Raw genomic sequence first — 20,445 nt, 5'->3', positions numbered from 1 at the left:
GGCATGACGCCCAGTGACGGCGAACTCATAGCGATGGTGATCGCGGGCAGGGATCAGCGGGCGTTTTCGTCCCTGGTCGCCCGCCACCAGTCCGCCGTGCGCGCCGTGCTGATGCGCTTGTGCCGCAACGCCGCCCTGGCCGACGATCTGGCGCAGGAGACCTTCATCAAGGCCTACAACAAGATCTCCGCCTATACCGGGGCGGGCTCGTTCAAGGCCTGGCTGTGCCGGATCGCCTACACCGAATTCCTGATGAGCGCGCGCAAGCGCAAGGCGATCGACAAGACGATGGAAAAGCTCAAGGCCCAACCCATGGAGACCCATCAGGCGCCCGCCGATGGCGGCGCCCGGGTGGATCTCGACCGGGCCCTCGCCACGCTGGGCGAGGAAGAGCGGGTCTGTGTGGTGTTGTGTTATGCGTCAGGACTGTCGCATTCTGACGCGGCGGAGGTCACGGGCCTTCCGCTGGGCACGGTGAAGAGCCATGTCAATCGCGGCAAGGCCAAACTCAAGGCCTGGTTCGAACGCAAGGAGGCGGCGGCATGACGGACGATCTTGATCCCATGAACGATGACGCCTTCGACGCGGAGCTGACGGCGATGTTCGCCGATGCGGCGCCGCCCGCGGAGGACCCGGTCTTTGTGGAGCACGTCGCCAAACGGCTCAACAATCCGGACCGCATGCGCTTTCTGGCGCTGGGCGGGGCGGGGGCCACAGGCTCGGCCGTTGCGGGCAGCCAGCTTGAAAACCTCGTGGGCCTGATTCCGGCCGATCAGGCGCATGGCGTGCTGGCCCAGGCGCTGGGCTTCTTCGGACCCGAAGCCATCGTCACCGCTGTGTTCGGCCTCATGGCGCTCGGCTTCGCCTGGGTTCTGCCGGGCGTGCGCAGCTATATCTGAGGCGGATGCGCGGGTGTGAGACCGGGTGACTTGTGCGCCTGCGAAAGCGCGATAGGCTGCGGGGCCAAACTCCAAGGGAGACCCCGTCATGTCCGCTCAAACCCAGTCTCCGGTCAAACGCCTGACCCCCCCGGACATTCGCGCCCGCAAGGGCGGCGCTCCGATTGTCTCCCTGACAGCGTACGACGCGCCGATGGCGGCGGTCATGGATCCGCATACCGACCTGATTCTCGTCGGCGATTCGGTGGGCATGGTGGTTCACGGACTGCCCAACACCATCTCCGTGACGCTGGAGATGATGATCCTGCACGGCCAGGCGGTGATGCGCGGCTCGAAACAGGCGCTGGTGGTCGTGGACATGCCGTTCGGCAGCTATGAGCAATCCAAGGAACAGGCCTTCGCCAATTGCGTGCGGGTGCTGCAGGAAACAGGCGCAGGCGCTGTCAAGCTCGAAACCAGCGTGCAGATGGCCGAGACCGTGCGCTATCTGGTGGACCGCGCGGTTCCGGTGGTCGCCCATGTGGGGCTGCGTCCCCAGGCGGCGCTGGCGGATGGCGGCTTCAAGGCCAAGGGGCGGGATGAAGACAGCCGCGCCAAGGTGCTGGCTGAAGCGCGCGCCATGGATGAGGCGGGCGCCTTCGCCATCGTGGTGGAAGGCGTGGCCGAGGATGTGGCGCGCGAAGTCACCGAACAGGTGTCCGCGCCCACGATCGGGATAGGCGCATCTGCGGCGTGCGATGGTCAGGTCCTGGTTATGCAGGACATGCTCGGCCTGTTCGACTGGACTCCGAAATTTGTGAAGAAATACGGCAGTTTGCGCGAAATCGCAGATGCTGCGTTCCAGGCCTATGCCGAGGATGTGCGCGCGCGGGTCTTTCCGGGGCCCGAGCATGTCTACAGCGCGAAGAAGCGCTGATACCGCAAGCGCGTATTGCCCGGCGCGATGCACGCGGCTAGGGTCCGGCGCACGGAAATTTTTGAACAAGTGGAGCGCCCCCAGTGGTCGACGTTTTCGACGAAGTCGAAGAAGAGCTGCGCCAGGAACGGTACAACGCCCTTCTCAGGAAATGGGGCCCGTGGGTCGGCGGCGCGGCAGCGGCGATCGTGCTCGGCGTGGGCGCATATCAGTTCATGGAATGGTCCTCCAAGCAGCGTGCGGACGCCGCTTCCGAGCAGTACCAGGCCGCCGCCGAACTCTATGAGGCCGGCAATCTGCTTCAGGCCGACAGCCAGTTTCAGGCGCTCGTCGAATCCGGGCCGCGCGGGTATGAAACGCTGGCTCTGATGCGCCGGGCGGAGATCGCCCTGTCGCAGGGCGACGCCGAGGAAGCCGCGCGACTGTTCAACCGGGCGGGCGAGATCAGCCCGGAACCGCTGATCCGGGACCTGGCGCGCTATCAGGCGGCGCTGGCCCAGTTCGACCAGCTGTCCTATGACGACCTGGCCAACCGGCTTGAGCCGCTGACCGAGGGCGCCGCCCCGGTCGGGTTGCTGGCGCGAGAGTTGATGGCCGCTGCGGCGCTTCGCGATCAGCGCTGGGATGAGGCGCGTCAGCGCTATCAGCTCTTGTCGGTGGCGCTTGATCTGCCGCAGGCCATGAGCCAGCGCGTCATGCAGGCGCAGTCCTATCTCGATCAGCGTGCGCCCGCCGCCGAGCCTGTGGACATGGAGGCCGCACCAGCTGAGGCTTCCGAAGCCGTTGAACCCGCCCCGTCCGAAGCGGCGCCCCAAACCGCCGAGCAAGAGGAGGACGGGCAGTGACCCTGTCTCGCACCCTGCCGCTTTATGCGTGTCTCGCCGCCAGCCTGCTTCTGACCGGCTGCGGCGCCGGAGAGCGCCTGAGCAATCTCAATCCCTTCTCCGCGCCTGAATCCGATGATCCGAATGCGCCGCCGGATTCCGAACGCCGTTCGGTGCTGGAGCTGGGCGATACGCTGCGCGTGCAGGAGGCGGGCGTCGCGACCCTGCCGCGCGCCTATGTGAACACGGCCTGGCCCCAGGCGGACGGATATCCGACCCACGCCATGCAGCACACGGCGGCCAGCGGGGATCTGAACGTTGTCTGGCGCACGCGCATCGGCGCCGGCTCCAGCCGCAATGCCCGCATCAACGCCCGACCGGTGATTTCCGACGGCGTGGCCTATGTGATTGACGCCGAGGGCCGGGTGTCCGCCCTGAGCCTGTCTGATGGCGACGAGATCTGGCGCACGCGTCTGGATGATCCCTCCCTGCATGAAGCGCAGGGCGACGGTTTCCTGCCCTTCTTCCGCGGCGGCGACCGGGTGCTGACCTTTGGCGGCGGTCTGTCTTTTGACAATGGCCGGATCTACGCCCATTCGGGCGGCGGCTTCTTTGTCGCCCTTGATGCGGCGACGGGAGAGGAAGTCTGGCGCGCGCATTCGCTGACGCCGTTCCATTCCGCGCCGACGGTCGCAGACGGTCGCGTCTTCGTCTCGACCGATGACAACGAGCTTCTGGCGCTCGACGCCAGCAATGGCGATGTGCTGTGGAGCCACCGCTCCATTGCCGAAACCGCCCGCATCCTGACGGCGCCGAGCCCGGCTGTGCTGGGTGATGTGGTCATCGCGCCTTACTCATCCGGCGAGATCGTGGCGCTGCGCGTTCAGAACGGCACCGTGCTGTGGTCTGATTCCCTGACCCGCGCAGGCGGCCTGACGCCGCTCTCCACCATCAATGACATTGCCGCAAGCCCGGTCATTCTGGGCGATGCGGCATATGCCATGAGCCATTCAGGCTCCATGGCCGCCTTTGATCTGCGCACTGGCGAGCGCATGTGGGAGCAACCGGCAGGCGGACTGAATGCGCCGGCGATTGCAGGCGATTACCTGTTCCTGGTGTCGGTGAATGCCGAGCTGGTGGCGATTGATCGCACCACCGGCGAGGTCCGTTGGCTGACCCAGCTTCAGCAGTTCCGCAATGAGCGCAAACGCAAGAATCGCGTCTCCTGGGCCGGGCCGATCCTGGCGGGTGACCGACTGGTTCTGGCGTCGTCCGAAGGCGATCTCGCCTTCTTCGACCCGACCACGGGTGACCCGATGGGTGATCGCGATCTGGGAGATTCGGTTTACATTGCGCCTGTGATCGCAGATGAAACGGTGCTTGTGCTGACCGATGAAGGCCGCCTGATCGCGCTACGCTGATTTCAGGGGGCTCTGGAGCCCGGTAATTGAAATCGACCCTGCCTGCCCTCGCCATCGTGGGACGGCCCAATGTGGGCAAGTCCACGCTCTTCAACCGCCTCGCCGGCAAGCCGCTGGCGATCGTGGACGATCGCCCGGGCGTGACGCGCGACCGGCGTGAAGCGCGCGGCCGTATTGGCGACCTTGAACTGCGTCTTGTGGACACCGCCGGTTATGAAGATGACAAGGCGGGCATCGAGGCGCGCATGCGCGCCCAGACCGAAGCCGCCCTGGATGAAGCCGATGTCTGCGTCTTCCTGATTGATGGCCGCGAAGGCATTACCGCCATGGATGAGCGCTTCGCCGAAGTGCTGCGCAAATCCCACAAGCCGGTGATCCTGGCCGTCAACAAGTGCGAAGGCGCCAAGGGCGAATACGGCGCCATGGAAGCGTGGAAGCTGGGCATGGGTGAACCCGTGCCGGTCTCCGCCGCCCATGGCGAGGGCATGGGCGATCTCTATGCGCGCCTGACCGACGCCATCGAGGCCGCTCAGGATCGCATCCGCGCCGAGATGGAGGCGGATGGATACGGCGAGGGTGATGATGAAGAGGATCCGCCTCTGCGCCTTGCTGTCGCCGGTCGTCCGAATGTGGGCAAGTCCACGCTTATCAACGCCCTGATCGGTGAAGACCGTCTGATCACGGGCCCCGAAGCCGGCCTGACCCGGGACGCCATTGCGGTGGAATGGGAATGGGACGGTCAGCGCGTACGACTGCACGACACCGCCGGTTTGCGAAAGCGCGGCAAGGTGGATGACCGGCTGGAGCGCATGAGCGCAGCCGATACGCTGCGCGCCATCAAGTTCGCCGAGATCGTGCTCTTGCTGGTGGATGCCGAGCGCCCGTTTGAGAAGCAGGACCTGACCATTGCGGACCGCGTGGTCACCGAGGGGCGGGGCCTGGTGGTGCTGATCACCAAATGGGATCTGATCGAGGACAAGCAGGCCAAGCTCGCCGAGCTGCGCGAGGAGTTCGAGCGTCTTCTGCCGCAGATCAAGGGCGCGCCGCTGATCCCGATCTCCTCGATCTCGGGCCGTGGCCTTGAGAAAATCATGCCGGCCGTGTCCGCGCTGCACAAGAACTGGGACGTGAAGGTGAAGACCCGCGATCTCAATGACTGGCTCGCCGAGATGGTCCAGCGTCACCCGCCGCCTGCCGTGGACGGCCGCCGTGTGAAACCGCGCTATCTGAGCCAGACGAAGGCGCGTCCGCCGACTTTCGTTCTGATGGCCAGCCGCGCTGCGCATCTGCCCGACAGCTACAAGCGCTATCTGATCAACGGATTGCGCGAGGCGTTTGATCTGCCGGGCGTACCGATCCGCTTGATCGTGAAAGGGCAGAAAAACCCCTACGCCAAGGACAAATAAAAAAGGCGGCCAGCGGGCCGCCTTTTTCATACCGGGTTTGCTGGGCTCAGCCCTGCGCGCTGACGATCTCGCCATTGCGGGTTTCGGACGGCAGGCACAGCTCCACCACTTTCGGCGCGATTTCGGCGGGCGTGGGCAGGGTGTCGGGATCTTCGCCCGGCACGGCCTTGGCCCGCATGCGGGTGCGCGTCGCGCCCGGATCAAGCAGGTTCGCGCGCAAGGGCGTATCGGTCAGCTCCTGGGCCCAGGACTGCACCAGATTGTCTAGGCCAGCCTTGGAGGCGCCGTAAGCGCCCCAATAGGCCTTGGCGCGGCGGCTGCCGACGCCGGAGGTCATGAAGACGGCGCGGCCGGCATCTGAGGCTTTCAGAAGGCTTTCAAAGGCCCGGATCATGCGCGCGGGCGCGATCAGATTGGTGGCGAGAACTTCGTTCCAGACCTTTGACGTCAGCTGAGCGGCGGGCGTCAGCACGCCCAGAGCGCCGGCGTTCGCCACCATGATGTCCAGTTTCTTCCACCGGCCCGCGACCGCTTCGGCCAGCTTTTCAATGCCATCCTGGGAGTTGAGATCGAGCGGGACGAGGGCGGCCTTGCCGCCCATCGCCTTGATGGCGTCATCGAGCTCTTCAAGGCCGGCCTGAGTGCGCGCGGTGGCGATCACCTCGGCGCCGGCTTCAGCCAGTTTGAGAGCGATGGCATAGCCCAGCCCGCGCGAAGCGCCGGTCACCAGCGCCACGCGGCCTGCAAGCGGTTTAGTATCGGTCATGCGTCAACCAGAAGTGAGAGTTGCTCTTCCTTGGAGGACGCAGCACGATCGTGGTCCACAAGGCGAGTGGGGTAATCCCCGGTGAAATAATGGTCGGCGAGCTGCGGGCGCTCGGGATTGCGCGCCTCGCCATGCACGGCCCAGTAAAGGCCTTCGACGGACAGGAAGCCCAGCGAGTCGCATTCCAGCATTTCGCCCATTTTTTCAGGGTTCAGGCTGGCGGCCATCAGCTCTTCGCGCATCGGCATGTCGATGCCGTAGAAGTCTGGATGAGTGATCGGCGGGCAGGCGGAGCGGAAATGCACTTCCGTGGCGCCGGCCTCGCGCACCATGCGCACGATCTTCTTCGAGGTGGTGCCGCGGACGATGGAGTCGTCAACGAGCAGCACTTTCTTGCCGCGCAGCACCGAAGCGTTGGCGGAGTGCTTGCGTCTCACGCCCAGATCGCGCTTGGCCTGGGTGGGCTGAATGAAGGTGCGGCCGGCGAAGTGCGCCCGGATGATCCCCAGGTCGAAGGGTTTGCCGATCTCTTCGGCGAATCCGAGCGCGGCGGCCATGCCAGAATCGGGCACCGGGACCACGACATCGATATCGGCAGGGCATTCCTGGGCCAGTCGGATGCCCATGCGCTTGCGCGCTTCGTAGACCGAAATGCCGTCGATGACGGAATCCGGACGCGCGAAATAGATGTACTCGAATGCGCAGGTGCGCGCCGGGCGCGCCGGAGCATAGCGGCGGGTCTCGATGCCTTCGTCAGACACGATCACCACTTCGCCGGGCTCGATATCCCGGATATAGCGCGCGCCGATCATGTCGAGCGCGCAGGTTTCCGACGCGAAGATCGTCGCGCCGTCGAGCTCGCCCATCACAAGCGGACGAATGCCCAGCGGGTCGCGTGCGCCGATCAGAAGATCATTGGTCATCGCGACCAGCGCGAACGCGCCTTCGATCTGGGTGAAGGCGGAAATCAGGCGCTCTACGGAATCAGGCTGCTTGGAGCGGGCGGCGAGCTGCAGGATCACTTCGGAGTCCGAGGTGGACTGGAAGATGGCGCCGCCGGCGACGAGTTCTTCGCGCAGCAGCCGGGCATTGGTCAGGTTGCCGTTATGGGCGAGGGCGATGCCGCCGCCGCGCACATCGGCGTAGAGCGGTTGCACATTGCGCATGCTCGACCCGCCCGAGGTGGAATAGCGCACATGGCCGATGGCCATGTCGCCCGTCAGGCGCTCAAGACGCTTGGGCTCGGTGAAGTGCTCGCCCACCAGACCCAGATGGCGTTCGGTGGTGAACCGGCCCTTGTTTCGGTCATAGCTGGTGATCCCGCAGGCTTCCTGACCGCGATGCTGCAGGGCATGCAGACCGAAGGCGGCCAGGACCGACGCATCGGCCACGCGACGCACGCCGAACACGCCGCATTCTTCCTGCGGGCGGTCGGTGGCGGGATCATAGGTCAGGCTGGGGAAGCTCATCCGTCCTCGTCCTCGTTTGTGCGTTCGATAAGCCGACCGATCGGGTCTTCGTCAACGCTCTCTTGCGGTTGGTCTGCAGGCGTCTTACCCTTGACCCAGCTGGTCTCGGGGGCCAGCGATTGAAGAAGGTTCGCACTGGCCTCGGCCAGCGGGTAAACGCGTGAGCCCGTCAGCCAGTTCGGCGTGGCGCCGGGCAGGGTGTTCTTGAACACCAGAACCAGAAGGCCCAGCAGCACCAGACCGCGCGCCAGACCGAAGACAAAGCCGAGGGCGCGATCCAGAACCGGCACGTCCTCGCCCTGCTTCACATTATGGGTCAGCGGGCCAGTGACGAAGCTGACGGCAAGATAGACCAACAGGAACACCACACCCATTGCGATCAGGTTGGCGAAGAGCGCCGAACCGATCACCGACTGCATCAGCGGCGCGAAGACCGGGCGCGTCCAGAGCGCGGCGAGGGCCGCCGCCACCAGCGCCGTCACCGTCAGCGCCTCGCGCACAAAGCCGCGCGTCAGCGCCATGATCCCGGACGCAAAGAGGATGAGAAGGGCGAGGATGTCAAAACCGGCTAGCGCTGCGTTCATCGTCGTCCCTCGTTCATGCGCCTAGACGGCGTCCTGGCCCAATCGACGCACCAGCGCCTGTACGGTGGAGACCGCGTCCACGGTCACGCCCGCGCCATCAACGCCTTCCGGGGCGAGGGCGCGGTTAAATCCGAGCTTTGCGGCTTCTTTCAGGCGTGCATCGGCGCGGCCCACCGGGCGCACGTCCCCGGACAGCGAAATCTCGCCAAACGCCACGCCCTCTTTGGGCAGGGGGGTATCCAGGAACGAAGAGATCAAGGCTGCCGCTACCGCCAAATCCGCTGCGGGTTCGTTGATTTTCAACCCGCCTGCGACGTTCAAATAAACGTCACGTCCGCCGAATCCAAGACCGCATCTCGCTTCAAGCACCGCCAGCACCATGGCGAGGCGTCCTGAATCCCAGCCCACAACCGCACGTCGCGGCGTGCCGAAGGCGGCGGGCGCCACAAGCGCTTGAATTTCCGTCAGAACCGGGCGCGTGCCTTCCATGCCCGCAAACACAGCGGCGCCGGAGGCGGCTTCACCGCGTCCATCAAGAAAAAGTGCGGAGGGGTTGGCGACTTCCTGCAGACCGGCGTCGGCCATCTCGAACACGCCGATCTCGTCGGTCGGGCCGAAGCGGTTCTTCACCGCGCGCAGGATGCGGAACTGGTGGCTGCGTTCACCCTCGAAATAGAGCACCGCGTCCACCATGTGCTCGACCACGCGCGGGCCGGCGATCTGGCCGTCCTTGGTGACGTGACCCACGAGGATGATGATGGTGTTCTTCTTCTTGGCGAACCGCACCAGTTCCTGGGCGCAGGCGCGGACCTGCGCCACCGTGCCGGGGGCGGCGGCCAGCTGGTCCGACCACAGGGTCTGGACCGAGTCGATCACCGCAATGTCCGGCGTTTCCTTCTTCAGGCCATCAAGAATGACCTCAAGGCTGGTTTCCGCCGCCAGCGCCACGGGCGCATCGGCCAGCCCCAGACGCCGCGCGCGACGCCGCACCTGATCAGCCGCTTCTTCGCCAGAGACATAGACCGATTTCGCGCCGGCCTTGGCGAGCTGGGCGACCGCCTGCAGCAGCAGAGTGGATTTGCCGATCCCCGGATCCCCGCCCACCAGAATGGCCGAGCCGGGCACCAGCCCGCCGCCCGCCACGCGATCGAGCTCGCGCAGGCCGGTTTCAAAGCGTTTGGGATCTTCGGTGGCGCTGCCCAGGTCCACCAGCTCAAGTCGCGAACGGCGGGTGGAGCGGCTGGGCGCCTTGGCGTTCGAGCCCAGAGGCGCGCTTGCGCCGCTTTCCTCCACCAGCGTGTTCCACGATCCGCAGGCGTCGCACCGTCCCGCCCATTTGGCGTGCACCCCGCCACAGGACTGGCAGACATAAACGGTGTCGGAACGGGCCATGGGGGCTCCTTGCGGCAGGCGAGGGCGAACTATAGCGCAAAGCGCCCGATTCGGCTTCGCACGGCGTCAGCTTGCAGCCTAGTCTTCAGAGCTTTCACCCCGGACGAACCGGCAAACCTCGTCATGGGCGCAGCTTTCCACACCATCAAGGCTGCCGCGCCACAGGGTCTGGCCGTCCTTGATCATGGCCACATCGTCCGCGATATGGCGCATCGACACCATGTCATGGGTGATGGAGACGGCGGTGGCGCCAAGATTTTTCACCTGGCGCACGATCAGCTTGTTGATGACGTCCGCGGTCACCGGATCAAGGCCGGTGGTGGGTTCGTCAAAGAACAGGATCTTCGGTCGGGCGACGATGGCGCGCGCCAGGGCGGCGCGCTTGAGCATCCCGCCGGACAACGAGCCGGGCCGCTGGTCGGCCACATGGGCGTCGAGATCGACCTGATCCAGCGCCTCGAGGGCGCGGGTGCGGGCCTCGTCCTCGCTCACATGCTCGGCATGCAGCAGGCGGAAGGCGACGTTCTTCCACACAGGCAGGGAGTCAAACAGGGCGCCGGACTGGAACAGCATGCCGATCTGGGCGACGCCGGGATCGTTTTCATGGCCGGGGCGCACGGCCTCGCCATCAATCTCGACCGAGCCTGATTGCGGCCGGATCAGACCAAGCGCGGTTTTCAGGGTCACCGACTTGCCGGTGCCGGACCCGCCGATCACCACCAGCGAGCGGCCTTCATGGGCTTCGAGATTGAGGCCCTTGAGCACGGGTTTGCGGCCGTCAAAGCCCACCGTGACGTTCTTCCAGGCGATTTTGACGCGCTCGGTCATGACGATCACACAAACAAGGAGGTGAGCAGGAAGTTGGCGGCGAAGATCAGAACCGCGGCCGCAACGACGGCGTTGGTGGCGGCTCGGCCCACGCCCTGGGCGCCGCCCTGGGCGTAATAGCCGTGATAACAGCCCATCAGCGTCAGGATGAAGCCGAACACCGCCGCCTTGATCAGGCCCGAGATGATGTCCCAGTCCGACAGGAAGTCCCAGGTGTTGCGCACATAGATGGTCGGGTTGAAATCAAGCGTATGCACGCTGACCAGATAGCCGCCATAGATGCCGATGATGTCGGCGGTCGCCACCAGGATGGGCAGAACCAGAACGCCCGCCAGCACGCGCGGCGCGATCAGGTAGCGCATGGGGTCTGTCGCGAGGGTGTGCAGCGCGTCGATCTGTTCGGTGGCGCGCATGGCGCCGATTTCGGCGGCGATCCCCGAGGACACCCGGCCCGCCAGCATCAGGGCCGCGATCACCGGGCCCAGCTCGCGCACAATGCCCATGGCGACGATATTGGGCACGAAGCTCTCGGCGTTGAAGCGAGACCCGCCCGTATAGATGTTCAACGCCAACGCGGCGCCTGTGAAAAGCGCCGTCAGCCCGACCACCGGCAGGGAGAGAAAGCCGATCTTGAAGATCTGCTGGACCAGCTGGCCGCCGAAATAGGGCGGGCGCACCAGCGCCGCGAGCGCTTGGCCTGCAAACAGGGCGACAGCCCCGGCCGAGCGCAGCAGCGCGAGGAGGCCGGCTCCGATGGCGCGAAACGGGTTCATGACGCTCCCTTGTAGATACGCTCGGCCCGGGCGCCGAGCCCGGTCAGGATTTCATACGGCAAGGTGCCGTCCAGCGCCGCCGCCTGATACAGGTCAGGCCCGAAAAATTCCGGTACAGCGCCTTGGGCGATCTCATGTTCCAGGCCCGTCACGTCAATCGTGGTCAGATCCATGCTGATCCGTCCCAGGATGGGCGCGCGCAGGCCTGCAATACGGGCGCATCCTGCCCCTGACAGCGCGCGCGGCAAGCCATCGGCATAGCCTGCGCCCACAGTCGCGACGAGGCGTGGCGAATGGGCCACATAGGTTGCGCCATAGCCGACCGTGTCTCCGGCATCGATCTCTCGCAATTGCAGGATCGGCGCTTCCAGTTTCACCACAGGTTCGAACGGAGTGTCGGCATCGAGGTCCGCAGTTGCGCCATAAAGCCCGATGCCGGGCCGGGTCACGTCAAACTGATAGCTTTCGCCCAACAGGACGCCGCCCGTATTGGCCAGACTCAGTCGGGTTTCGGGCAGGGCGTTGGTCAGGGCGGTGAAGCGTTCGAGCTGACGCAGATTCTGCGTGGACGCGGCGTCTTCGGAGCAGGCCAGATGGCTCATGATCATGGAGACGTCGAGATTCTGAAGGGCGTTCAGAAGGCCGCTGATATCGCCGGCGCCGTAGCCAAGCCGCGCCATTCCGGTGTCGATATGGATGGCGCAGGGCCCGGTCGGGGCGGCGCGGAACTGGGCGGTTTCCCCGGGCTGGTTCAGGATGGCGCCCAGCCGATGCTTGACGTAAAGCGGACGGTCCTTGGCGCGATACCCCGCAAACACCCAGATATCGGGCAGGGGATCGCCCAGTGCTTCACGCACTGCGGCGCCTTCCTCGACGGTCGCCACAAAGAAGGTCCGAGCGCCTTGCTTGGCCAGGCGGCGGGCGACGGGGCCCGCGCCGAGCCCATAGGCGTTCGCCTTGACCACGGCGCTGGTTTCCGCCTTCGGCGTCAAGGCCTGCAGCGCTGCGTAGTTGCGCGCGATCGCGTCCAGGTCGATGACCAGACGGGACCGCGTGTTGTCTACGGAAGGGGTCGCGAGAACAGACATATGCGCTTCTATGTGGCCGTCCTCGCCCCGTGCTGCAAGCGCTAAGGCGCAGCTTGCGCCCCTAGTCGAAATCCTGACGCCCGGATATGTCGAGATCGGAGAATTTGGTGCGATCCGGATCGAACGCCACCTTCACCGAGCCAATGGGACCGTGACGCTGTTTGCCGATGATGACGTCGGCCTGATTGCGGATCTCGCGCATCTCGTCTTCCCAGGCGAGGTGCTGCTCCGTGCCTTCCTTGGGTTCAAGGCGTTCGAGATAATAGCTTTCGCGATACACAAACAGCACCACGTCGGCGTCCTGCTCGATCGAGCCCGATTCGCGCAGGTCCGAGAGCTGGGGCTTCTTGTCCTCGCGGTTCTCCACCTGACGCGACAGCTGGGAGAGCGCGATCACCGGCACCGCCAGTTCCTTGGCGAGGGCTTTGAGGGCCTGGGTGACTTCGGAGATTTCCTGCACCCGGTTCTCGCCCGAGCTTTTCGAGCCGGTGACGAGCTGGAGGTAGTCGACCACCACCAGATCGAGGCCGACCGTGCGCTTGAGGCGGCGACAGCGCGCCATCAGCGAGCCGATGGGCAGACCGCCGGTATCGTCGATATAGAGCGGGATGCCGGCGATCTCGTGCACGCCGTCGCGAATGTCCTCGAACTGGGCGGCGTCGATCTTGCCCTGACGGATCAGATACCCCGAAATGCCCGTATAGTCGGCCACCAGACGGGTGGCGAGCTGGTCGGACGACATCTCGAGAGAGAAGAATGCGACAATGCCGCCATTGGTGGTCTTGCGCGTGCCGTCGGGCTGTTCCTCGGCCTGATAATTGCGCGCCACCGAGAAGGCGATGTTGGTGGCCAGCGCGGTTTTGCCCATGGAGGGACGACCGGCGAGGATGATGAGGTCGGACGGGTGCAGGCCGCCCATCTTGGCGTCGAGCGATTTCAGGCCGGAGGAGATGCCCGACAGGCCGCCGCCGCGCTTGTAGGCGGCCGAGGCGATCTCGAGCGATTTGTGGACCGCGAGGTGAAAGGGTTCGAGCGCCTTGGAGGTGCCGCCCTGTTCGGCCAGAGCGAACAGCCGTCGTTCGGCGCTTTGCAGAATGTCTTCAGCGCTGTCATCGGGCTCGGGCGCGTTGGCCGCGTAGGACACCTCGTCGCCAAACCGGATCAGCTCGCGCCGCATGGCGAGATCATAGATCAGACGACCATATTCGCCCGCCGACGCCGGCTCGGGCGCCTCGCGCATCAGATCGGCGAGATAGACCGCGCCGCCCACTTCCTTCATGCCCGGATCGCGCTCGAACCGGGTTTTCAGCACCACCGCATCCGCCAGCGCGCCGGAGATGATCAGCTGGCTCGCCGCCTCATAGATGCGGCCATGCAGCGGATCGTAGAAATGGTCCGGCTTCAGCCAGTCGCCGACGCGGTGATACACCTCGTTGTCAAACAGCAAGGCGCCCAGAAGCGCCTGCTCCGCCTCGATGTTGTGGGGCGGGGCGGAACTGGTTTCGAGCGGGGCGGGTGCGTGATCGTAGGATTCTGCGGTCATGGTTCCCTTTGCTTAGACCCATCGTCCGTGAAGTGCACGTCTTGACCTTTTTAGGCGCCGTTTTCCGGCACTCCACAGGCGCCTGTGGACAAACCTGAAAGGACAGGCGGGACAGCGTTGAAGCCTGTGGACAGTTTGGGGGAGGGCGATGTGCGGTGAAAAAATGTCTGAGTCAATGAACCCGAAGCGCTCAAGACTGCACCTTCTGTCCTGAATGGAAGGACGAGGGATGAGCCAGGATCTTGAACGCGCGCTGGACGGTTATCTGGCCGCCTCCGCCCGCGCCGGCGACCGTCGGGCGTTCGGCGCGCTGGCGGGCCGCTGGACGCCGCGCCTCTCCGCCTTCGCCTGGCGCTTGATGGGCGACGCTGATGGCGTGGACGAGGCCGTGCAAGACGCCTGGGTTGAAATCCTGCGTGATCTGCCGCGCCTGCGGGATGTGGACGCCTTTCCCGCCTTCGCCTTTCGCATTGTCCAGCGCCGCTGCGCGCGCCTGATCCGTCAGCGCCAGTCCGGGCGCCGCCTGAAAGCGGGCGTTGAAGCCGAACCGCCGCCCGAAGCGCCGGACATGGACCGTTCCTTGGATGCGCAGCGCATCCGGACGGCCATGCGCGACCTGCCGCCTGAACAGCATGCGGCGCTCTGGCTCTATCACATACAAGGTCTGACCGTGGCGGAGATCGCTGCCGCGCTCGACGTCCCGACGGGCACGATCAAGACCCGTCTCATGCATGCGCGGCGCAAGATCGCCGCGCAACTCCAAGGAGGATCCGATGAGTGATCTTGACCGCATGATTGAAGACAGCCTGCGAGAGGCGGACGGCCATTCGCCCCAGCTTGATCTCGAACCGGGTTATTTCGCCCAGGCTCTGAGCCTGTTCACCGGACGCACCGCCTGGGTGCATTGGACGATCATGATCGCCCAGTCGCTGATGTTCATCGCGGGCGTGGTCTGCGCGGTGAAGTTCTACCAGGCCGGCACCGTAATGACCGCGCTCCATTGGGGGCTGCCCGCGGTGGTGCTGTTGGTCTTTGCGGCCATCTTCAAGAGCACGCTGGCGCCCAAGATGGAGACCAATCGCCTCCTGATGGAGATCCGCCGGGTGGAATTGCGCATCGAACGGATGCGGGCTGAACGGGGCTAGATGCAATCTGTCACACCGTGTTCTCTCCGATCTGGTCTAGGCTTGCCTCGGTCAGACCGGAGGGATCAGGTGAAACGCGGCTTTCTCAAACTGTACGGCCTTCAGCGCCTGGGCGAGTGGTTGTCAGCGTCGATTCTGGGCGTGGTCGCCGTCTTGCTGGGCGGGGATCTGTTCGGGGTCGAGCGCGCCGACTGGGCATCGGTCGTTCTGGGCGTGGCGGGGCTTTGGGCCGGGTTGATGGTGTTCAGCGGCTGGGTTCTGGCCTCAGCGCTTGGCCTCTTTGCATTTCGCCTTCTGGATCACGCAATCGAATACGCACTTGCGATTACGGCCGGGGCGCTGATCTGGCTCTTGATCTGGATGCCGGTCCTGCGCCCTCTGAGTGATTATCCCACGGCGCTCTATGCATATCTGGCGATGTGTCTGGGGGCGGTGTTCTGCGTCGCCTGGTTCGCTCACTGGGTGATCGCGCCGCGCGCTGCAGAGTCCCGCTAGCCTGCTTCCAGATGCAGGATCATGCGATGGTTCTGCATCTCGACGCCATTGGGGCGCACGGTCTGGGTCTGCACCATCGTCCAACCGTGTTTTTCAAAGAATTTCCGCGCGATATGGCTCGCCTGAACGGTGAGGCTTGCTAAACCACGCTGGCGTGCCTCATCAAGGATCGCCTGATGCAGTCGGGACGCCAGCCCGTCGCCTTTGCGGTCGGGACGCACATAGGCCATGTCGAGCTCGCCTCCAGGCGTCAGGGTGAAGAACCCCGCGAGCCCCTCATCATCTTCACCAACCAGTATGATCTGGCCGGACAGGCGCTCGGTCATGAACGCCGCGCTCTTTGGGGCCGGGGACCAGGCCTTGCGCTGCGCCGCGTCATAGGCGCCGACCGCGCCGGTGTGGACCGCGTCGTGCCAGAGACGGCCAAGGCCTGCCATGTCGCCGCAATGAGCGAGGCGGATACGGTCGGTCATGGCGGTGCTCCTTCAAACGAAAACGGGCGGCTCCTTGTGGGAGCCGCCCGTCATCTGATCGGAAGATCGAAGCCTTAGGCTTCGGTTTCTTCAGTCTCTTCAGAGGCCTCGGAAGAGGACTCGTAATCATCGTCGTCGCCTTCGACGCCGGACTCAGCGAGTTCGACGGCCTGGGCTTCGGCCAGCGCGCGGTCTTCATCGGCGGCCGCCTGGATGACGTCTTCGCCTTGCGCCTGGCGCTCGGCTTCGTCCTCGGTGCGGGCGACGTTGATGGTGACGGTGACGTCCACATCCGCGTGCAGGACCAGGCGCACTTCGTGCAGACCCAGGGTCTTGATGGCGGTGTTCAGATCCACCATGCCGCGAGACACGTTGAATTCCGGGGTGGACGCGGCGTCGGCGATGTCACGGGTGGACACCGAACCGTACAGCTGGCCGGATTCAGACGCCTGACGGATCAGCACGAAGGTCGCGCCGTCCAGGTGAGAGCCTTCCTCGCGAGCCTTTTCGGCGCGCTCGGCGTTCAGCTTCTCGATCACTTCACGCTCGCGTTCGAAGCGCTCCATGTTGGCCTGAGTGGCGCGCAGCGCTTTGGATTGCGGCAGCAGGAAGTTGCGGGCGTAACCCGGCTTCACGGTCACCACGTCGCCGATGGCGCCGAGCTTTTCGACGCGTTCAAGCAGAACAACTTGCATGGTCCTGAGCTCCCTTAATCGACGGCGTACGGCAGAAGAGCCAGAACGCGGGCGCGCTTGATGGCGCGAGCGAGTTCACGCTGCTTCTTGGCGGACACGGCGGTGATGCGAGACGGCACGATCTTGCCGCGCTCGGACATGTAGCGCTGAAGCAGCTTGATGTCCTTGTAATCGATCTTCGGCGCGTTTTCGCCGGAGAACGGGCAAACCTTGCGGCGACGCTGGAAAGCGCGGCGAGCAGGCACGTTGGAGATGGAAAGTTCAGCCATTGGTCCGGACTCCTCTAGCGACGTTCGCGACGCTTGCGATCTTCGCCCTTGCGAAGCACAGCGCTCGGCTCTTCGTTCAGCTCGTCGACGCGGCAGGTCATGTAGCGCATGACGTCGTCGGCGAAGCGCTGACGATAATCGAGGGCTTCAAGCACCTCGTTGCCCGCTTCCATGTCGAGATAGCCGTAATGGCCCTTACGGTTCTTGTTCATGCGGTAGGCGAGCGTGCGCAGACCCCAGTATTCGGTCTTGTGCACCTTGCCGCCCTTTTCCTCGATCAGAGCCTTGAGCTCTTCGATCGCGGATTCCACCTGCGCCGGAGACACATCCGGACGCGCGATGAACACGTGCTCGTACTTGTTCATTAGACGTTTTCGTCCCTTCTTGAGGGCTGCGGCGCGAGCACCTTCCGAAGGGCCGGAGGGTCTCACGTCGGCTCCTCAGGTCCCGCCTGTCAACCAACGACAGACGGACCGCGACCAGAGGACCGCAGCCGGTGAAGCCGCGGCTTATAAGCGATGGGGCGAGCGGGCGCAAGCGGTGCTGGCGCTCGCACCCGTGAACCTCCTTGTTTGCTCACAGCTCAAAATGGCCCCAGTTATCTTATGGAGCAAAGTTTGCGGCGGCACCAAGAACCGTACCCAGAATCGACAGTTTTGCAGAATAGGCGCACGTCATCCACGAATAGATTTATATCTCTAGGGGTTTTTTCTTCATCAGCATCGCCATGGGCGATTTTATTTCTGGTATCAACCAAGTGATCGATTTGATTGATAGTCGAATTGTAGGCAGATTTTAGCTTTGACTTTAGATGGTGGTCAAATCCATCATAGCCCAGCCTAGAAAGAAAAGATTTTATTTTATCTGGTTTTGGGTTTTCCAAGTATCGAATAAATCGGACTGATGGAATTGGGGTTTGAAATGGGCCGCTTCGTTTCCAAATGTCGACATCTCTTTGAATAAAATTCTGAATTTTGGGAGAAATTTTCTTGGGGTTTTCCGTGTGTTTGATTTCATCCAAAATGTCTTTGGATAAAAAATATAGAAGACGCCCATCAATTTTTGAACGGCAAATAGACCGTTGGTGTATTCGGTCCAATGTTAGTGTGGCAAGATCCTTCACATAACCTTCGAGGTGGCTGCTGAGCAAAACCACCGCGCTGCGACATAAATATGAACTTGTCTGGTCTTGGGGATTGAGATTCCTCTGATGGCTGCTGGCCAAGCGCCCTAGAGTCTGGACTTCTCGTAATCGCTCTATGAGGTTGGAGTATGCTATAGTGTAGCGTGCCATTGTGCTTCTCAAAGGCCAGCCATAGTTTCATTCCAAATTTCAAACCTTCTAACGGTTCGCTTTTTGTGATCAACAGACCTACTTACAATATCTATATATTCTTCATTTTTGAGAAGGTTGTTAAACCTATTGAGGAAATCGGGACGTACTGCGGTTGCCTTTTCGGTCGAAAATTGTGAAGCAGTGTAGGTAACTAAATCAAAGAGCCCCCTGTTAATTGCAGACTGACCGGGCTTCCTAAAGCATTCGTGCGGCGGAAACCAAGTTAGGCAATTGCACAAAGTCCGTTCCCATACTGCCCTAAGGCTTTCAACTTGATGGGGGTCAAGAGTGCTACCGATCGATGCGGTTGTGCTTAACCAGTTTTTTAATGGCGTGCGATATTTTTCGACTCCTTGAATGTGAAAACTAAAAAATCTAAGTATGGTCTCTTCGCCTTTCATTCTTTTATCGGGAGATTTCCTTTTTAATATTTGGAGCCACTTCTCTTCTGAAGCAAGCTCTTTGAGCAAATCGTTTAGTGGGCCTCTGTATATGCAGTTTCTTAGCTCTTGAGCATTAAGGGGAATGTTGTTTGTATTTAAGCGCTCGAAGACATCGAACTTAATTTCATCATCGGATTCATTTGTTATAACGACGCATCTTATTGTGTGGCTCTCTATTTGCCTTTGAGTTGTGGCTGGCAGTTGAAAAAACCTTAGGCCATTGTATTGGTGAAATACATTTAAACCAGAAAGAGCGTACTCATTGTTAATGTACTTTAGAATAGATGTGAGCCTCTGTTGCCCGTCTATTACATCTAGTTTGAAATCAGGGGCTTGTGATAAATAGCATGGGGGGATCGGGACATTGAGTATAATCGACTCAATTAGCTTTGAGGCCCTATCTTTTGGCCAAACATATCCCCTCTGGAATGTTGGCCTAAGGTTTATCCTTTCGGCTTGTATCTGGTCTATCAAGGTTTGAACAATCAGGTCGTAGGGCTGGGTCGTAACCTTTTTGGCTTTAAGTGGAGTCGCATCAGGGTCGATCTCTGCCTCTGAAGAGTCTGTTTCAAAGAAATCATTGCTCATGTCTTTCCCTCCAGTGCATGTTCATTGTTATTAATCAGGTGGTTGTGGCGGAGATTCAAGCTAATTATGATAATGGCTTATCATCTTGCCTCCAATCACATGCCCGGTTATCCCGCGTGCAAACAGATTTGCAGGGAGGACGCTTGATGGCGCTTGCATTCACATTCCCCGGACAGGGCAGCCAGGCGGTCGGCATGGGCAAGCCGCTTGCAGAAAGCTTCGCCTCGGCGCGCGCGGTCTTTGAAGAGGTTGACGACGCCCTGGGCCAGAAGCTGTCCCAGCTGATGTGGGATGGGCCCATTGAAGAGCTGACCCTGACCGAGAACGCCCAGCCCGCAATCATGGCGGTGTCGCTGGCGGCCATGGCGGCGCTCAAATCCGATTTCGACGTGGATGTGACCGCCGCGAAATTCGTGGCGGGTCACTCTCTGGGCGAATATTCCGCCCTGTGCGCCGCGGGCGCCGTGTCGGTGTCTGACGCGGCGAAGCTTCTGAAGCTGCGCGGCCAGTCCATGCAAAAGGCTGTTCCGGTGGGGCAGGGCGCCATGGCGGCGCTGCTTGGCGCGGAGATGGAGCAGGCCGAAAAGGCGATCGAGCTGGCGGGCTCTGAAGGCATCGTCACCATCGCCAATGACAACGCGCCGGGTCAGATCGTGATCTCGGGCGACAAGGCGGCCGTCGACGCCGCCGTCGCCGCGATCAAGGATCTGGGCGTGCGCAAGGCCATGCTGCTGCCTGTGTCCGCGCCCTTCCATTGCCCGCTGATGGAGCCGGCGGCTGACGCCATGGCCGACGCACTCAAGAGCGCTGCCATCTCCAATCCCTCCGTGCCGGTCGTGACCAATGTCAGCGCCGGGGCGGTGTCGGACGCAGAAACCCTGCGCACCCAGCTCGTGGAACAGGTCACCGGCAAGGTGCGCTGGCGTGAAAGCGTGGACTGGATGCATGGTCAGGGCGTCGAGCAGTTCGTGGAAGCGGGCGCCAAGGTGCTCACCACCATGCTCAAGCGTCATATCAAAGAGGCCCAGGGCACGGCCCTTGTGACTGCAGACGACCTGGAAGCCTTCGCCGCTTCGCTCAAAGGATAAGCCG

General features: G+C 62.8%; 24 protein-coding genes. 10 read left to right on the top strand and 14 right to left on the bottom strand.

Annotated features, from left to right (window positions below):
- The first annotated feature begins 3 nt into the window (after nt 1-3).
- The 6 genes from OA2633_RS00315 (at nt 4) to der (ending at nt 5,466) form a co-directional block, all read left to right on the top strand.
- Nucleotides 4-546 carry an RNA polymerase sigma factor gene (locus OA2633_RS00315; RefSeq protein ID WP_009800464.1) on the top strand — a complete coding sequence of 181 codons (543 nt, stop codon included), beginning with the start codon at nt 4-6 and terminating at the stop codon, nt 544-546.
- Nucleotides 543-899, top strand: a complete 357-nt coding sequence (locus tag OA2633_RS00310; protein WP_009800463.1) for a hypothetical protein — start codon at nt 543-545, stop codon at nt 897-899. The genes OA2633_RS00315 and OA2633_RS00310 overlap by 4 nt, the downstream gene beginning before the upstream one ends.
- An 88-nt stretch (nt 900-987) precedes the next feature.
- Nucleotides 988-1,815: a 3-methyl-2-oxobutanoate hydroxymethyltransferase gene (panB, locus tag OA2633_RS00305; RefSeq protein ID WP_009800462.1), complete on the top strand. Its 828-nt coding sequence runs from the start codon at nt 988-990 to the stop codon at nt 1,813-1,815.
- An 83-nt stretch (nt 1,816-1,898) separates the two neighbouring features.
- Entirely contained in the window at nt 1,899-2,660 is a 762-nt protein-coding gene (locus OA2633_RS00300) for a tetratricopeptide repeat protein (RefSeq protein WP_009800461.1), read from the top strand.
- Nucleotides 2,657-4,060 (top strand): PQQ-binding-like beta-propeller repeat protein, encoded by a 1,404-nt coding sequence (locus OA2633_RS00295; RefSeq protein WP_009800460.1) that lies wholly within the window; start codon nt 2,657-2,659, stop codon nt 4,058-4,060. The genes OA2633_RS00300 and OA2633_RS00295 overlap by 4 nt, the downstream gene beginning before the upstream one ends.
- A gap of 26 nt (nt 4,061-4,086) precedes the next feature.
- Nucleotides 4,087-5,466, top strand: a complete 1,380-nt coding sequence (der, locus tag OA2633_RS00290) for a ribosome biogenesis GTPase Der (protein WP_009800459.1) — start codon at nt 4,087-4,089, stop codon at nt 5,464-5,466.
- 46 nt (nt 5,467-5,512) lie between these two features.
- Here the strand turns inward: der and OA2633_RS00285 are convergent, their stop codons facing one another.
- The 8 genes from OA2633_RS00285 to OA2633_RS00250 form a co-directional block, all read right to left on the bottom strand.
- The gene (locus tag OA2633_RS00285) at nt 5,513-6,232 is read right to left on the bottom strand and encodes an SDR family NAD(P)-dependent oxidoreductase (RefSeq protein ID WP_009800458.1); all 720 of its coding nucleotides are present in this window, start codon (nt 6,230-6,232) and stop codon (nt 5,513-5,515) included.
- The gene (purF, locus tag OA2633_RS00280; protein ID WP_009800457.1) at nt 6,229-7,701 is read right to left on the bottom strand and encodes an amidophosphoribosyltransferase; all 1,473 of its coding nucleotides are present in this window, start codon (nt 7,699-7,701) and stop codon (nt 6,229-6,231) included. The genes OA2633_RS00285 and purF overlap by 4 nt, the downstream gene beginning before the upstream one ends.
- On the bottom strand, nt 7,698-8,285 hold the full coding sequence (locus tag OA2633_RS00275) for a CvpA family protein (RefSeq protein ID WP_009800456.1): 588 nt from the start codon (nt 8,283-8,285) through the stop codon (nt 7,698-7,700). Before OA2633_RS00275 ends, purF begins: the two co-directional genes overlap by 4 nt.
- A 21-nt stretch (nt 8,286-8,306) precedes the next feature.
- Complete coding sequence (radA, locus tag OA2633_RS00270; RefSeq protein WP_009800455.1) at nt 8,307-9,677, bottom strand: DNA repair protein RadA; 1,371 nt, start codon at nt 9,675-9,677, stop codon at nt 8,307-8,309.
- Between the two features lie 78 nt (nt 9,678-9,755).
- A complete protein-coding gene (locus tag OA2633_RS00265; RefSeq protein ID WP_009800454.1) occupies nt 9,756-10,505 on the bottom strand; it encodes an ABC transporter ATP-binding protein in 750 nt (249 codons plus the stop codon).
- Between the two features lie 5 nt (nt 10,506-10,510).
- Nucleotides 10,511-11,278: an ABC transporter permease gene (locus OA2633_RS00260; protein ID WP_009800453.1), complete on the bottom strand. Its 768-nt coding sequence runs from the start codon at nt 11,276-11,278 to the stop codon at nt 10,511-10,513.
- Entirely contained in the window at nt 11,275-12,366 is a 1,092-nt protein-coding gene (alr, locus tag OA2633_RS00255; RefSeq protein ID WP_009800452.1) for an alanine racemase, read from the bottom strand. Before alr ends, OA2633_RS00260 begins: the two co-directional genes overlap by 4 nt.
- Nucleotides 12,367-12,427: 61 nt before the next feature.
- Nucleotides 12,428-13,909, bottom strand: a complete 1,482-nt coding sequence (locus tag OA2633_RS00250) for a replicative DNA helicase (RefSeq protein WP_009800451.1) — start codon at nt 13,907-13,909, stop codon at nt 12,428-12,430.
- A gap of 229 nt (nt 13,910-14,138) precedes the next feature.
- Here OA2633_RS00250 and OA2633_RS00245 point away from each other — a divergent pair, with 229 nt between their 5' ends.
- The 3 genes from OA2633_RS00245 (at nt 14,139) to OA2633_RS00235 (ending at nt 15,549) form a co-directional block, all read left to right on the top strand.
- Nucleotides 14,139-14,690 (top strand): RNA polymerase sigma factor, encoded by a 552-nt coding sequence (locus OA2633_RS00245; RefSeq protein ID WP_009800450.1) that lies wholly within the window; start codon nt 14,139-14,141, stop codon nt 14,688-14,690.
- Nucleotides 14,683-15,054, top strand: coding sequence for a DUF6768 family protein (locus OA2633_RS00240; RefSeq protein ID WP_009800449.1), 372 nt, complete (start codon nt 14,683-14,685; stop codon nt 15,052-15,054). Before OA2633_RS00245 ends, OA2633_RS00240 begins: the two co-directional genes overlap by 8 nt.
- 69 nt (nt 15,055-15,123) lie before the next feature.
- Complete coding sequence (locus tag OA2633_RS00235) at nt 15,124-15,549, top strand: hypothetical protein (protein WP_009800448.1); 426 nt, start codon at nt 15,124-15,126, stop codon at nt 15,547-15,549.
- Here OA2633_RS00235 and OA2633_RS00230 read toward each other — a convergent pair.
- The 6 genes from OA2633_RS00230 to OA2633_RS15685 all read right to left on the bottom strand — a co-directional run bounded on the left by OA2633_RS00230 (nt 15,546) and on the right by OA2633_RS15685 (nt 19,353).
- Nucleotides 15,546-16,022, bottom strand: coding sequence for a GNAT family N-acetyltransferase (locus OA2633_RS00230; RefSeq protein WP_009800447.1), 477 nt, complete (start codon nt 16,020-16,022; stop codon nt 15,546-15,548). The genes OA2633_RS00235 and OA2633_RS00230 overlap by 4 nt on opposite strands.
- Before the next feature lie 74 nt (nt 16,023-16,096).
- Nucleotides 16,097-16,717 carry a 50S ribosomal protein L9 gene (rplI, locus tag OA2633_RS00225; RefSeq protein ID WP_009800446.1) on the bottom strand — a complete coding sequence of 207 codons (621 nt, stop codon included), beginning with the start codon at nt 16,715-16,717 and terminating at the stop codon, nt 16,097-16,099.
- Nucleotides 16,718-16,731: 14 nt separating this feature from the next.
- Nucleotides 16,732-16,986 carry a 30S ribosomal protein S18 gene (rpsR, locus tag OA2633_RS00220; RefSeq protein WP_009800445.1) on the bottom strand — a complete coding sequence of 85 codons (255 nt, stop codon included), beginning with the start codon at nt 16,984-16,986 and terminating at the stop codon, nt 16,732-16,734.
- Between the two features lie 14 nt (nt 16,987-17,000).
- Nucleotides 17,001-17,351 (bottom strand): 30S ribosomal protein S6, encoded by a 351-nt coding sequence (gene rpsF / locus OA2633_RS00215; RefSeq protein ID WP_009800444.1) that lies wholly within the window; start codon nt 17,349-17,351, stop codon nt 17,001-17,003.
- Nucleotides 17,352-17,584: 233 nt separating this feature from the next.
- Nucleotides 17,585-18,280, bottom strand: a complete 696-nt coding sequence (locus OA2633_RS15970; protein WP_156775997.1) for an MAE_28990/MAE_18760 family HEPN-like nuclease — start codon at nt 18,278-18,280, stop codon at nt 17,585-17,587.
- 8 nt (nt 18,281-18,288) lie between these two features.
- A complete protein-coding gene (locus OA2633_RS15685; protein WP_083783151.1) occupies nt 18,289-19,353 on the bottom strand; it encodes a DUF262 domain-containing protein in 1,065 nt (354 codons plus the stop codon).
- Nucleotides 19,354-19,499: 146 nt separating this feature from the next.
- On the opposite strand from OA2633_RS15685, the gene fabD reads away from it, so the two are divergent.
- Nucleotides 19,500-20,441, top strand: a complete 942-nt coding sequence (gene fabD / locus OA2633_RS00210) for an ACP S-malonyltransferase (protein WP_009800443.1) — start codon at nt 19,500-19,502, stop codon at nt 20,439-20,441.
- Nucleotides 20,442-20,445: the final 4 nt, after the last annotated feature.

The organism is Oceanicaulis sp. HTCC2633, from assembly GCF_000152745.1.
Lineage (GTDB): Bacteria > Pseudomonadota > Alphaproteobacteria > Caulobacterales > Maricaulaceae > Oceanicaulis.
This window is presented reverse-complemented; position numbering and strand designations above follow the sequence as displayed.